12 protein-coding genes and 1 tRNA gene are annotated in these 14,784 nt (G+C 42.0%); 8 read left to right on the forward strand and 5 right to left on the reverse strand.

The genetic code is table 11. The features are described from left to right. Positions 1-89: 89 nt before the first annotated feature. The 7 genes from polX (at position 90) to EP58_RS12100 (ending at position 11,022) form a co-directional block, all read left to right on the forward strand. The gene (polX, locus tag EP58_RS12070) at positions 90-1,805 is read left to right on the forward strand and encodes a DNA polymerase/3'-5' exonuclease PolX (RefSeq protein WP_036093786.1); all 1,716 of its coding nucleotides are present in this window, start codon (positions 90-92) and stop codon (positions 1,803-1,805) included. Positions 1,806-1,832: 27 nt separating this feature from the next. After that, positions 1,833-4,190, forward strand: a complete 2,358-nt coding sequence (locus EP58_RS12075) for an endonuclease MutS2 (RefSeq protein WP_036093788.1) — start codon at positions 1,833-1,835, stop codon at positions 4,188-4,190. A gap of 78 nt (positions 4,191-4,268) precedes the next feature. Continuing rightward, complete coding sequence (gene trxA, locus EP58_RS12080; RefSeq protein ID WP_036077069.1) at positions 4,269-4,583, forward strand: thioredoxin; 315 nt, start codon at positions 4,269-4,271, stop codon at positions 4,581-4,583. A gap of 143 nt (positions 4,584-4,726) precedes the next feature. Continuing rightward, entirely contained in the window at positions 4,727-6,526 is a 1,800-nt protein-coding gene (gene uvrC, locus EP58_RS12085; protein ID WP_036093790.1) for an excinuclease ABC subunit UvrC, read from the forward strand. An 11-nt stretch (positions 6,527-6,537) separates the two neighbouring features. Beyond that, positions 6,538-7,752 (forward strand): aspartate kinase, encoded by a 1,215-nt coding sequence (locus tag EP58_RS12090; RefSeq protein ID WP_036093792.1) that lies wholly within the window; start codon positions 6,538-6,540, stop codon positions 7,750-7,752. Between the two features lie 278 nt (positions 7,753-8,030). After that, positions 8,031-8,954, forward strand: coding sequence for a HamA C-terminal domain-containing protein (locus tag EP58_RS12095; RefSeq protein ID WP_052171451.1), 924 nt, complete (start codon positions 8,031-8,033; stop codon positions 8,952-8,954). Between the two features lies 1 nt (position 8,955). Beyond that, positions 8,956-11,022, forward strand: a complete 2,067-nt coding sequence (locus tag EP58_RS12100; protein ID WP_036093794.1) for a DEAD/DEAH box helicase — start codon at positions 8,956-8,958, stop codon at positions 11,020-11,022. Between the two features lie 111 nt (positions 11,023-11,133). On the opposite strand, the gene EP58_RS12105 is transcribed toward EP58_RS12100, so the two are convergent. The 5 genes from EP58_RS12105 to racE all read right to left on the reverse strand — a co-directional run bounded on the left by EP58_RS12105 (position 11,134) and on the right by racE (position 14,068). Beyond that, a tRNA-Arg gene (locus EP58_RS12105) sits at positions 11,134-11,207 on the reverse strand. 146 nt (positions 11,208-11,353) lie between these two features. Further along, positions 11,354-11,878 carry a metallophosphoesterase gene (locus EP58_RS12110; protein ID WP_036094166.1) on the reverse strand — a complete coding sequence of 175 codons (525 nt, stop codon included), beginning with the start codon at positions 11,876-11,878 and terminating at the stop codon, positions 11,354-11,356. A 32-nt stretch (positions 11,879-11,910) separates the two neighbouring features. Further along, complete coding sequence (locus tag EP58_RS12115; protein WP_036093795.1) at positions 11,911-12,516, reverse strand: XTP/dITP diphosphatase; 606 nt, start codon at positions 12,514-12,516, stop codon at positions 11,911-11,913. Further along, complete coding sequence (gene rph / locus EP58_RS12120; RefSeq protein WP_036093797.1) at positions 12,513-13,262, reverse strand: ribonuclease PH; 750 nt, start codon at positions 13,260-13,262, stop codon at positions 12,513-12,515. The genes EP58_RS12115 and rph overlap by 4 nt, the downstream gene beginning before the upstream one ends. Beyond that, positions 13,262-14,068, reverse strand: a complete 807-nt coding sequence (racE, locus tag EP58_RS12125) for a glutamate racemase (protein WP_036093799.1) — start codon at positions 14,066-14,068, stop codon at positions 13,262-13,264. The genes rph and racE overlap by 1 nt, the downstream gene beginning before the upstream one ends. Positions 14,069-14,270: 202 nt before the next feature. On the opposite strand from racE, the gene EP58_RS12130 reads away from it, so the two are divergent. Then, positions 14,271-14,726, forward strand: a complete 456-nt coding sequence (locus EP58_RS12130) for a YslB family protein (RefSeq protein ID WP_036093801.1) — start codon at positions 14,271-14,273, stop codon at positions 14,724-14,726. Positions 14,727-14,784 lie beyond the last annotated feature (58 nt).

Genomic DNA, 14,784 nt, shown 5'->3' on the forward strand with positions numbered 1-14,784 from the left:
AACCATTTACAAGCCGACAGGCTGTTATATGAAATTTTCAAAGAACAATTAAGAAGCTATAAACTTATTATACGAGGGAGTGATGGGAAATGAATAAAAAGAAAATTATTAATTTACTCGAGACAATCGCATTATATATGGAGTTAAAAGGTGAGAATCCTTTCAAAATAGCAGCATTTCGCAAGGCAGCGCTGGCATTGGAGCAAGACGAACGCAGTCTTTCAGAAATCGAGGACTTTACAAAAATTGCGGGAATCGGTAAATCGACAGCGGTTATTATTCAAAATTACCTAGAAACTGGCGAGTCGGAGGAGTTGGAGTCGCTGAAGAAGGAGGTTCCAGAAGGTCTGGTACCACTTTTGAAAGTGCCAGGGCTCGGTGGGAAAAAGTTATCTCGTTTGTATCAGGAGCTTGGTGTCGTTGATCGTGACTCACTTCTTGCTAAAGCGGAGGATGGCAGTATTTCTGCGTTGAAGGGGTTTGGACAGAAGTCTGTTGATAAAATGGTGGAGGCTGTTCAAGAAATGGGCGAGCGTCCGGATCGATATCCGTTGAATGATGTGTTACCGATTGCGAAAAGTCTGGAAGCTTATTTGGCTGGAATTCCTGAAATTGTTCGGTTTTCGCATGCAGGAAGTTTCAGAAGGTTGCGGGAAACGGTGAAGGATTTGGATTTTGTGATTGCAACGGATCAGCCGGATGCAGTAGCCAAGCAACTGTTAGCGATTGAAACGATTGATCAGGTGATTGCGGCTGGGGATACGAAGGTTTCGGTGGAATTGGATGAGGGCATCAAAATTTCTGTGGATTTTCGAATGGTCGCACCGGCTGAATTTGTCAGTACGCTACATCATTTTACTGGTTCGAAAAATCATAATATCCGGATGCGTCAAATTGCTAAGCAGCAAGATGAGAAAATTAATGAATATGGCGTAGAAGACCAAGCTGGGAATGTGAAGCAGTTTGAGACGGAGGAAGCTTTTTTTGCCCATTTTGATATTCCGTTTTTGCCGCCTGAGGTGAGGCGCGATGGGACGGAAATCGACCGAATTAAGCCGGACACTGCGTTTGTACAACTCGCGGATATAAAAGGTGATTTGCATATGCACACGACTTGGTCCGATGGCGCGTATTCGCTTTCTGAAATGATTGAAGCGTGTATTGCGAAGGGTTACGAATACATGGTGATAACGGATCATGGGCAGTTTTTGAAAGTGGCGAATGGTTTGACGGAGGAACGGATTCGGAAGCAGCAGGCGGAGATTAGGGAATACAACGAGCAGTATTCGGAAATCGAGATTTTATCGGGGATTGAAATGGATATTTTGCCGGATGGAACGCTCGATTTTGACGATGATTTGCTGCAGGATTTGGATTTTGTGATTGCTTCGATTCATTCTAGTTTTTCACAATCAGAGGAAGAGATCATGAATCGCCTACGAGTGGCTTGTGAAAATCCTTATGTGCATTTGATTGCGCATCCAACAGGGCGTGTTATCGGTCGTCGTGATGGGTATCGCGTGAATGTGGAGGAATTGATTGAAATGGCCGCGAAGACTGGAACTGCGCTTGAGCTCAATGCGAATCCGCAACGGCTGGATTTGACGGCGAAGTATTTGGAGCTTGCAGCGGAGCGTCATGTGCCGATTGCGATTAATACAGATGCGCACGACACGAAGCATTTGGATTTTATGGAAATTGGTGTTCGAGCGGCGACGAAGGGTTGGCTGAACAAAGCAAATGTACTGAATACGATGGGAAAAGAGGATTTTCTCGCGTTTGTAAAAAATAATCGTCCGAAATAGAAGGACGTTAACTGGAGTTAAAATAATATGAGTAAAAAAGTAGAAACGATTTTAGAATTCGATAAAATAAAGCAGCAACTCCTCGAATTTGCTTCTTCTGCATTAGGTGAGGAGGCCATTCGAGCGCTAAAACCAACATCGGATATAGAAAAAGTGACATTAGCGCAACGGGAAACCGAGGAAGGTGCAAAAGTCATTCGTTTACGCGGGGCTGCGCCAATTTCTGGCGTTTACGACGTAGCTGGGCATATGAAACGACTCGAAATCGGCGGGGATTTAAGCGGTTTGGAACTTTATCAAACTGGGAGCAATCTTCGAGTGAGCCGTTTGATGAAGCAGTTTATTGATGGCCTTGTAGAACAGGGCGTAGAAATAGAACTGCTGGATGAACTTGCTGGAAAGCTTGTCCCGATGCGTGATACGGAAGATACGATTACGCTGACGGTGGATGAAGCTGGTGAAATTTTGGATACGGCGAGTGAGGCTTTGCGGAATATTCGTCAGACGTTGCGTCGTACGGAAGGTCGTGTTCGTGAGCGTTTGGAGCAATATTTACGTGATAAGAACGCGTCTAAAATGTTGAGTGACACGGTCATTACGATTCGAAACGATCGCTACGTTTTACCGGTAAGGCATGAATATAAAGGGCATTATGGCGGGATTGTGCATGATCAATCGGCCTCGGGTCAAACGCTATTTATCGAACCGCAAAGCGTGGTGGATATGAATAATGAACGCCGTACTTTACAGGCAAAAGAGAAGCAGGAGATTGAACGCATTTTAGCGGAGGTTTCGGCGGTGCTAGCAGAATTCACCACGGAAATTCGGCAAAATACGTACGTTTTAGCACGATTCGACTTTATTTTTGCGAAGGCACGGTTTGGGAAGTCGATGAAAGGGATTACGCCACGAATTAATAAGGACGGCATTGTGAAATTGCTAAATGCGCGTCATCCGTTACTCGATCCGGAAACGGTTGTCAGCAACGATATCCTGCTTGGTGGGGACTATCGCGCGATGCTCATTACGGGGCCAAATACCGGTGGGAAAACGATTACGCTGAAAACGCTAGGTTTGCTTACTCTGATGGCACAAGCTGGATTGCAAGTTCCCGCAGAAGAAGAGTCGGAAATTGCTGTTTTCTCGCAAGTTTTCGCTGATATTGGGGATGAGCAATCAATTGAGCAGAGTTTGAGTACGTTCTCCTCGCATATGACGAACATTGTATCGATCCTTGACAAAATGGACGCCGATTCCTTGATTCTATTCGATGAGCTTGGAGCTGGGACGGATCCACAAGAAGGGGCCGCACTTGCGATTGCGATTCTTGATGCGGTGGCCGCCAAACAAGCAAGCGTTGTAGCAACGACGCATTATCCTGAGCTAAAAGCATACGGCTATAATCGCGACTTTGCGACGAATGCATCAGTGGAATTTGATGTGGAAACGCTGAGTCCAACGTACCGCTTATTGATTGGCGTACCTGGGCGTAGTAACGCTTTTGCGATTTCACGTCGTCTTGGTTTGAGTGAGGCAGTTATTGAAGATGCGAGAAGCCTTGTCGACACGGAAAGCGCTGATTTGAACGATATGATTTCGAGTCTGGAAGAGAAGCGTAAAGCTGCGGAATTAGAGTACGAAGAAGCATATCAAATGAGTCGCGATGCTGAAAAACTGCAAAAAGACCTGCAAAAAGAGATTATTGCGTATCATGATCAAAAAGATAAATTGCTTGAAAAGGCAAACGAAAAAGCAGCAGGTGTCATCGAAAAAGCAGAAGTCGAGGCCGAAGCGATCATTCAAGAGTTGCGCCAAATGCAACTTCAAGGTGCCGCAGGACTCAAAGAACATGAACTGATCGAAATGAGAAGCCGCCTAAATCAAGTGAAGCCGAAAACGATTCAGAAAAAAGTCGTCCATGATGTGCCAAAAGTGGCGCATACGTTCGCGCAAGGAGACCAAGTACGAATTTTGTCATTAGGGCAAAAAGGGGTGCTTCTAAATCGTGTGAATAGTAAGGAATGGAACGTTCAAATCGGGATCATTAAAACGAAGGTGAAGGAAGCTGATCTGGAGTATATGAAACCGGAACAACCGAAGAAACTGCGGCATGTGACAACGGTGAAAAGTGATAATTCTGTGACAAAAACCGAGCTTGATTTGCGTGGTGTGCGCTATGAAGATGCGCTACAACAAGTGGATAAATATATCGATGCGGCCTTGCTTGCCGGTTACCACCAAGTCAGTATTATTCACGGTAAAGGAACGGGCGCGCTACGACAGGGCGTTACCGAATTTTTGAAACACCACCGAATGGTGAAATCGATTCGATTCGGAGCCGCTGCAGAAGGTGGAAACGGAGTAACTATCGCCGAGCTGAAGTAAAATTTTGAGCAGATTATTGGCTCCATACGCAGACGCAGTGCTATACTAACGATACAATAGGTGTAAGGAGGTAGAGAAATGGCTATTCAAGAAATTACAGACGCGGATTTCGAAAAAGAAACGAGCGAAGGTCTAGTGCTTACTGATTTCTGGGCAACTTGGTGTGGTCCTTGCCGTATGGTTGCGCCAGTTCTAGAAGAAATTGACGCAGAACAAGGCGACAAATTAAAAATCGTTAAAATGGACGTGGATGCGAACCAAGAAACACCAGGCAAATTTGGTGTGATGAGTATCCCGACATTGCTTATCAAGAAGGACGGCGAAGTGGTTGATACAATTATCGGCTATCGTCCAAAAGAAGAATTAGATGAAGTTTTAGCGAAATATCTATAGAATTGTCGAAGAGCTGGTTAAAAATGAGAGGATACGCGATTTAGTTCACGTATTCCCCTCATTTTCCTAGCTTTTTTTGTTGCAACAAAGCCGATTTATGCTACACTAAAGAGGAAGTAAAGCAAGACTGTGGAGTGATGATAATGACGACAGAACATATCCGAAATAAGCTTGCCTTTTTGCCTGATCAGCCTGGTTGTTATTTGATGAAGGATCAGCATGGGACGATCATTTATGTCGGGAAGGCAAAGGTTTTGAAGAATCGCGTGCGCTCCTATTTCACTGGTTCGCATGATGGTAAAACACAACGTTTGGTTCAAGAAATTCGTGATTTTGAATATATCGTGACATCCTCGAACGTGGAGGCGCTGTTGCTCGAAATAAACTTGATTAAAAAGCATGATCCACGCTACAATATTATGCTAAAAGATGACAAAACCTACCCGTTCATCAAAATTACGAACGAACGGCATCCGCGATTGATTATTACACGCAAAGTCAAGCGGGATAAAGGGAAGTATTTTGGTCCATATCCGAATGTGTATGCGGCGAATGAGACGAAGAAAATTTTAGATCGGTTGTATCCGTTGCGCAAATGTACGACGATGCCGAGCAAGGTGTGTCTGTATTACCATTTGGGGCAGTGCCTCGCGCCGTGCGTTTTCAAAGTCGAAGCCGATACGTATAAAACGATGACGGATGAGATTGTCCAATTTTTAAATGGTGGGTACAAAGAAGTGAAGCAGGATTTGATGGGGAGAATGCAAGAGGCGGCCGAATCGATGGAGTTCGAAAAAGCGGCGGAATACCGCGATCAAATCACTGCGATTGAGACGACGATGGAAAAACAGAAAATGACGATGAACGATTTCGTGGACCGCGATGTGTTCGGCTACGCGATTGATAAAGGCTGGATGTGCGTGCAAGTATTCTTCATTCGGCAAGGTAAACTGATTGAACGCGATGTGTCACAATTCCCATTTTATAGCGATGCGGACGAAGATTTCTTGACGTTTATCGGGCAGTTTTATCAGAAGACGAATCACATTCCGCCGCAGGAAGTTTTCCTTCCGGATGATGTGGATGAAGAGGCGATTCAGGCGTTATTGCCAGATACGAAAATCCTCGTTCCAAAGCGCGGAAATAAGAAAGACCTCGTTAAATTGGCGTACAAAAACGCTAAAATTGCGCTAAATGAGAAGTTTTTGCTACTCGAGCGCAATGAAGAACGGACGGTTGGCGCCACGGAAAAACTTGGAGAAGCGATGGGGATTCCGACGCCGAACCGAATTGAGGCTTTTGATAACTCGAATATTTACGGGACAGACCCGGTTTCCGCGATGATTACGTTCCTTGATGGCCGCCCGAGCAAGAACGATTACCGCAAATATAAAATCAAAACCGTCGTGGGACCTGATGATTATGCAACGATGCGCGAAGTGGTGCGTCGTCGCTATTGGCGCGTACTCAAAGAAGGCTTGCCACTCCCAGACCTCATTTTGATTGATGGAGGAAAAGGCCAGATTGATAGCGCGAAAGACGTGTTGGTCAATGAGCTTGGACTCGATATTCCGGTCGCAGGACTTGCCAAAGATAGCAAGCACAAAACGAGCCAGCTCCTATTCGGCGATCCACTGGCGGTCGTGCAATTACATCGCAACAGCCAAGAATTCTACCTACTGCAACGCATTCAGGATGAAGTCCATCGGTTCGCGATCACATTCCACCGCCAACTACGAAGCAAAACCGGATTCCAATCCTTACTCGACGGCATTCCAGGCGTTGGCCCAGGCCGCAAAAAAACGATTCTCAAACATTTCGGCTCCATGAAAAAACTAAAAGCCGCGTCCGTCGCAGAAATCCAAGAAGCAGGCGTACCGGTAGCCGTTGCTGAAGCAGTCCACGCAAAATTTGCAAAAATGAATGAAGAAAAACCGAAATAGGAGGGGTATTTTTGGGAAGAGTAGTTTTAAAATTCGGCGGAACCTCAGTGGGCACCATCGAAAAAATCAAAAAAACCGCAGATCAAGCAATCCGCGAATTTGAAAAAGGGAATCAAGTAGTCGTGGTCGTTTCTGCGATGGGAAAATCCACAGATCGGCTTGTCGATATGGCGCTAGAAATTAGCGATCATCCAAGCAAGCGCGAAATGGACATGTTGCTTTCGACCGGCGAACAAATCACGATTTCCTTGCTATCAATGGCCCTTCACGAGAAGAACTATGAAGCAGTATCGTACACAGGCTGGCAAGCAGGCATCACGACCGAAGCGATTGCGAGCAATGCCAGAATTCTAGACATCGACACCGAAACGATTCAAGACGCACTAGACAAAGGCCAAATCGTGATTGTTGCAGGATTCCAAGGTGTCAGTGGAGACGGCGAAATCACGACATTAGGAAGAGGCGGATCAGATACAACAGCCGTCGCGCTTGCCGCTGCCCTAGAAGCCGATAAATGTAGCATTTGCACAGATGTCGTCGGCGTTTTCACAACAGACCCGCGTTACATCAAGAACGCGCGCAAGCTGAGCCGAGTAACCTACGATGAAATGCTAGAATTGGCGAACCTTGGAGCAGGCGTTTTGCACCCAAGAGCAGTGGAGTACGCGAAAAATTACCGCATCCCGCTTGAAGTCCGAGCCAGCCACGAAACCGAAGCAGGAACGATGATTGAGGAGGAAATGACCGTGGAAAATACGAAAGTCGTGCGAGGAATCGCATTTGAAGATAAAATAACCCGTGTGACGATTCACTGGGATAAGAAAGAAAACATGCGCGTATCGAAGGTTTTTACAACGCTCGCAGACCACAATATCGACGTAGATATTATTATCCAAGGTATCACCGGACTTGGCCACGGCAACCTTTCCTTCACGATTAAAACAAAAGCATTACTCGAAACGTTGGCCGTGCTGGAAGAGCATCAGGAGACGTTACAGTACGCAAAACTAGAATCCGAGCAGAACTTAGCGAAAGTATCGATTGTTGGGTCTGGGATGGTCTCTAACCCCGGAGTAGCCGCGCATATGTTTGAGGCGTTGACGGATAATGATGTGGCGATTAAAATGATCAGTACATCGGAAATCAAGGTTTCAACTGTGGTGGATGAGAAGAAGATGATTAAAGCCGCGCAGGTGTTGCATGATCGGTTTGAGTTAGAGGGTTAAACGATACCCAAATAAGCTTTTAAAAAAGTTTCCCACAATACGGATTACTATTGATTTGCCAAAGAATATCTTTGAGCTATCAACCAATGAAGTTTATGATCTCACTGATTGTAGACTTCTTTTTCTTACATACAGTTGAATCTTGATGTGGCTATATAATAATGGATGTAAAATGTTATGATTACCGTATTTTGGACTAATTTTCAATATATGTTATAATATTTCTTGTAAAAATAAATTGAGAAAGCTTTCAAACATTAGAGTGGGGAGAGAAAAAATTGGGGAAACTAACTGAGCATCATTTGTATGAAGATATCAAAACACAGTGTTTTCATATTGTTTTTGACTTAAATGATAATGGTGAGATATTGCAAGATGAAGATGGATGGTGTGAGGAAATATTTGATGAAATTCCGAATTTTGCTTTGGGAAAGGCAAAAGCACAGGAGATATCTCAGAACAGTCCCAGAAAAGCTGTAAAACAAGGGATGAAATTATTATATAAAGTAAAAGAGGTTCAAGAAGCTAGTATTGAGTATTTGGGCAGTGAAAAAGCAAAGGACCCAGAAGATAAATATTTGAAGCGAGGTGAGTTTGGAGAGTTGATACTATATTATCTATTGGATAAAAAACTCGACAAGCCTCAGTTGATATCAAAAATTTATTTTAAAGATAGCTATAATTCGGTTGTGCATGGATTTGATGCTGTACACTTTGATAGAGCGACTAACCAACTTTGGTTAGGTGAGAGTAAATTTTATAAAAGCAAACAGTCCGCTTTAACAGCGCTCTCTAAAGATTTGAGTGATCATTTTAATGTAGAGTTTTTCAATCAAGAATTTACAATCATTAATAATCGATTCGCTGATTTGAATATTCAAAATGATCATATAAAAAGCTTAATGGATGAGGGAACTAGATTTCTGTCAAGGTTAGTAAACATAAATGCTTGCTTTTTTGCATTATTTGATAGTAGTGTTCTAGAATCTTTTTCGTATGAGGAAGGGACAGATGAGCCTACAGAAGCTTTTTTAGATAGGCTGGAGATACTAGTAAAAGATGCTAGAGAAAATTTCAATAATAAGATTGAGAGCTTTCAGAACAAAGAGAATTTAAAAATTCATCTCTTCCTATTTCCAGTTCAAAGTAAATATGATTTAGTAAAAAAACTTCACGAAAAATTAAAAAAGGAGCAGGATTAAAATGAAAACACTATTACAAGACTACGGAGAAAGTTTTAGATTAGCAAGCGAAATTTCTATGAATCAAGATACAGAGAAATTAATTTATGTAGTTGAAAATTGGCAGAGCGTTAATGAAGCTATCAAGCCTATTTTTAATGATCTTATTGAGAGTTTCGGATTCTATCCATATATTAAGAAAATTGATAATTTAGATACTGCGGGGCTTATTAGAAATGAATACCATAAATCCAATAATCTGATCAACTCAGAAAATCAAAATATCACATTTCATTTTGAACAGAAACTTCTAGAAGAAAAAATTTCGAATAAAAAAAATTTGTTAATTTCCGCCCCAACTAGTTTTGGGAAAAGTCTTCTAATAGAAGAATTTGTAGCACGGAAAAAATATGCTAATATTTTAATTATTCAACCTACATTGGCTTTAATTGATGAGACTAGAAGAAAGTTAAAAAAATATGCTGATTTTTATAATATTATTGTAAATACGAAACAAAGCTTATTAGAAAGAAATTTGTTTATTCTTACAAGTGAGCGAGTACTAGATATTTATTCGGAAATAAAAAATATTGACTTATTCATTGTTGATGAATTTTATAAAATATCTAATCATAAAAAGGATGGGAGAGCCAGTCAATTAAATATAGCCTTTTACAAAATAATGTCTAAAGAGCCACAACTTTTGCTACTAACACCAAATATTGACAATGTGAATAGTGAATTTATTGATAAATACAAATTAGAATTTTTTAAAACAGAGTATAGTCTAGTTAACCAAAAAATACAAAAAGTGAGCTTTGTAAAAAATCAAAAGAAAGAAGCGTTGTTCAGACTGTTGCAAGATTTAGAAGAGCCTACTATAGTGTATGTTCAATCTCCTGCACGGGCTGAAAAATTGGCAAAAGAATATATAGAAAAGGTTACGACTACTGTTAAGAAGAGTTTTCCTATTTTTGAATGGATTGATGAAAATATTTCACCAAATTGGATGTTAAAGAATTTTCTTGAAAATGGTATTGGGTTACATAATGGTCAGTACCCACGCCATATTGTAAATTCACAGCTTGATTATTTTAATAACAACAACTTAGATGTGATTTTTGCCACTACATCACTAATTGAAGGTGTCAATACAGTTGCGAAAAATATTATTATTTTTGAAATGAAAAAAGGGGACAGGCGCGGGACTCAAAGTATTACATACTTTGATTTTAATAACATAAAAGGAAGAGCGGGTAGAATGATGAAACACTACACAGGGAATATATACTATTTTGATAACCCGCCAGAGAAACAGACGGAGAATCTTGATATCCCTATTATTGAACAAGACGAAGGATTACAAAGTGAAGTTTTAGTGAATTTAGAGAAAGATGATATAAAAGAACAAAGAAGAGAGGACTATAATCTATTAGTAATGAATATATCCGATGAGTTATTAGAAATTTTTAAAAAGAATTATTATAGCGTAGAGAGTCAAAAAAAACTATACTCTTATCTAAGCTCGAATAAAGTATATCTTAATGAACTACTATGGTCCACTCCAACTCCAAAATATGAAGTTTTAGTAAGAACCTTAGAAATAATCACGCAGCAGTTGGATGGTGAGAGCGGTAATACACATAAATTTTTGGCTCAAAAATGCCAACAAGTAATGCGAGATAATCTGAGGCTAGCAATTTCAAATGAAGTTCTATATCAAAAAGGGCTTCAGGCGAACAAAAATAAACAAGATAGAGAAATAGAAAATATGTCTATTTCTGTTATTTTGAAATTCCTAAAGAGCCAAGCGAAATATGAAATTCCTAAAAAAATGAAAATTTTAGAAAGCATTGTGAACTATCTTTCTTTAGACGAAAAAGCGGATTACTCAGCTTTTATTGCATTACTGGAACATGAAGGTATTGATGAAGAATTAAGTGTTTTATTGGATTTTGGAGTCCCAGCTTCAGCACTAAAAAAGATAGGAATTGCTCCAAATAGTGATGTTAGCACGTACATTAAACAAAATTTAGATAGTTTTGGATTTAATCAATACGAATTAGATATCGTCAATAAAGCATTCTAAGATAATTTAAATAAAAGAACCTGTAAGGAGAGGGTAAAATAGTATTCAAAAAAACGTGCGATTGGTTTGATATTTAAAATAAAAACCCACTGTTTTCAGTGGGTTTGATTATGTCCTGAGCAGGATTCGAACCTGCGACCGACGGCTTAGAAGGCCGTTGCTCTATCCAGCTGAGCTATCAGGACGCACTATACAATTTTCACAGCCAAGTATCATTCTATGATTTTTTCGGCGATTTGTCAATGGTTTTAGACAAACTTTCTAAAAAATATTCATATTACTGCAAGTTTATCCATTTTTAGCGCTCCAATTGTCTTGCCCGCTTGAAAAACTAGTTGTTCTTCACAAGCGGGAATGTTTGCGTTAGTTCGGTTAATTCGACATCATCAAGCGTCATAAAGCGAATCGTCACGCCTTTATCTGTTGCATCAATCAAGGCATACGTCTTATCTTGAACGCGTCCTCTTGGAAGTGAAATGCTGCCAGGATTCAAAATAATCGTGTTATCCAGCATATCAACGCCTAATTCATGCGAATGACCAAAGAAAACAAAATCAGCATTCAATTCACGCGCGCGATAACGCAGGTTCATCAACGTCATCTTGATATTATACAAATGACCATGTGTCGTGAAAATACGATAACCATCAACCACGCCGACCCAATCATTTGGATAATCCGAGCCGAAGTCACAGTTTCCCCGAACTGTATGGAATCCTTGCATCGCGGGATCGTCTTTTTCAAGCTCAGAATCGCCGCAATGAATCATCGCATCAACATTTCTTTCATATTTTTCCTTCAAATGGATGAGACAGTCGCGTTCATGATGACTGTCACTGACTACTAGTAATTTCAAATTATTCTCCCCCATCTTCTTACACTTTCTTATTATACAATCTTTTCGAGCAATTGGTCTATATTTTTCGCAACTTTTTCTAAAGCTTTTGCGCGATGGCTAATTTTATTCTTCTGTTCAGCACTAATTTCAGCCATGGATTTATCAAAATCGGGCAAGTAGAAGAGGGGATCATAGCCGAAACCATTTTCTCCCTGTGCGGCGGTCAATATTTGCCCAGCGCATTCCCCAGTGAAAAATTCCGTCGCCTCGCCAGGAAAAGCAATCGCAAGCGTACAATGGAACTTGGCTTGGCGCGCATCATTTGACACGCCTGTAAGCTCTCTCAACAGTTTTTCGTTATTGTCGGCATCATTATGCTGATTTCCGGCATAACGCGCAGAATACACGCCTGGCGCGCCGTCTAGCGCATCGACAATCAAGCCGGAATCATCACCAATCACGACTTGTCCAATCTGCTCTGCCACCGTTTCCGCTTTCAACGCTGCATTCTCCGCAAACGTCGTACCAGTTTCCTCAATCTCGCCAATTTCCGGAAAATCCGACAACGTCAAAATTTCAATACCATGCGCGCCAAAAAGCTTCTCGAATTCCCGTGCTTTCCCGACGTTATTCGTTGCAACTACAAGCTTCTTCATTCCGCAGCGCCTCCGATCAAGCCAGCCGTCGTGCCCAGAATATCCTTTTGCAAAGCGACTAGTTCCTGAATTCCTTTTTTACCTAATGTCAAAAGTTCGCTTAGTTCTTCCTCTGAAAAAGTAGCTTCCTCGCCGGTTCCTTGCAGCTCCACGAAGCGCCCAGCACCCGTCATCACGAGATTCATGTCCACCGCTGCCGCACTATCTTCCACATAATTCAAATCAAGCGCCGTGTCGCCGTTTTCCAACAAGCCAACACTCGTCGCAGCCAGAAAATCCTTGACTGGAAATTTCGCAAAAGGGGTCACCTCATGCAACTTCCCGATTGCAATCACCATCGCCACAAATGCGCCAGTAATCGATGCCGTACGCGTACCACCATCCGCTTGAATCACGTCGCAATCTAACCAAATCGTCCGTTCGCCTAGCGCATCCAAATCAACCACCGCGCGCAAAGAACGACCAATCAAACGTTGGATCTCCATCGTCCGCCCAGTCACTTTTCCCTTCGAAGATTCGCGAATATTTCGGCGTTCCGTCGCACGAGGTAACATCGCGTACTCCGCTGAAACCCAGCCACGGCCTTCTCCGCGCATGAAAGGTGGCACACGATCTTCCACAGAAGCAGAACAAATCACTTTCGTATCGCCAACCGTAATTAAAATCGAGCCTTCCGGATGCTTTATGTACCCAGGAACCATCTCTATTTGACGCAGCTCGTCCTTTTCTCTACCGTCGAATCTCATCACGACGCACCCCCTAATTTAATATGTTCCACTTGCATATCTGGAACATCTAGCCAATCTTGCGCAATATCTTGAAAAATGGAGACCGAACCAGTCGTGAAAAAACGATGATTCACGCCAATTTCGTCATGATCCAGCAAATCATGATAATCAAGCAAAGCGCTGACCTCGCTTGCCGTTTCCTCGCCAGAATTAATAACCGCGACATCCGAGCCCATAAAATTCTCAATCAATGTTTTGAGTAGCGGATAATGTGTACAGCCCAGAATAATCGTATCTATTTTCGTACTCTTCAGCGGGAGTAGGGATTCCGCAACGATTTTTTTCGCAATCGCGCTTTTATACTCACGACTTTCAACGACCGATACAAACTTCGGGCAGGCAAGCGAATCCACTTCGACACGGCGATTTAGGCCTTTCAAAGCTTTCGGATACGCCATGCTTTGCACCGTTCCAATCGTACCAAGGACGCCAATCCGGTTGTTTTGCGTTGCTTTTAAAGCCGCGCGAGAACCGGGTTGAATAACACCGATAACCGGGATATCTAGTTTGGCACGAATATCCGTCAAAGCCGCTGCTGTCGCCGTATTACAAGCGATAACGAGCATTTTTATATTGCGATCTACGAGGAAATTCGTCATCTCCCACGTAAATTGATTCACTTCTTGACTATCACGTGGGCCATACGGGCAACGTGCGGTGTCACCTAGATAATATATTTGTTCATGGGGAAGCTGTTTCAGGACCTCTTTGACAACCGTCAGTCCACCAACGCCCGAATCAATAAAACCAATTGCTCTTTTCACACGTTTCGCCTCAATTTCTATATTTTCGTCTTCCTATAAGTATACTACAAATTTGGATTATACTCTCCATTTTCTTATTTTTTCACCGTTTTCGCAAGTTTTTTGCCGATTTTATAGTTTTTTTACGAATTTTGTAGGTTGATGTTTCTATTTTGGAGGTTTTCTGGGTATAATAAGTGGAGAAGAAAGCGGGGTACTGTGAATGACAGAAAATAATGAAATTGTAAATGAAAAAATGATACCGGTTTTTGGATACGAATTAATTCGCGATACGCTATTGCCAAATGTGTTAGGTGAAGAAACGCCACACATTCTATACTGGGCAGGCAAAGAGCTCGCGCGCAAATATCCACTGGAAACGCTAGACGAGCTGGCTGACTTTTTCCAAAAAGCATCGTTCGGCGAATTAGAAGTGAGCAGTGAGAAAAAGGACGAGATGCATATTTTGTTGCGTGGCGAAATGGTGGCACTCCGCTTGACGAATGACAGCAACGCAACGTTCAAGCTAGAGGCCGGCTTTATCGCAGAACAAATTCAGCACCAGAAGAAATTGTATTCAGAAAGCTATGAAGAAGTCGATAAACGTAAGAAAACCGTGAAAATTGTCGTGAAATGGGATCGTAAAGAAAGTGTTTCCGACGACGAAATTGTAAGCTAATAATGACAACAGGTATTCTGATTTCACATAGGGTACCTGTTTTTATGGAGGTGTGAGT

Origin of the sequence: Paenilisteria newyorkensis (genome assembly GCF_000766145.1) — a bacterium.
GTDB lineage: Bacteria > Bacillota > Bacilli > Lactobacillales > Listeriaceae > Listeria_A > Listeria_A newyorkensis.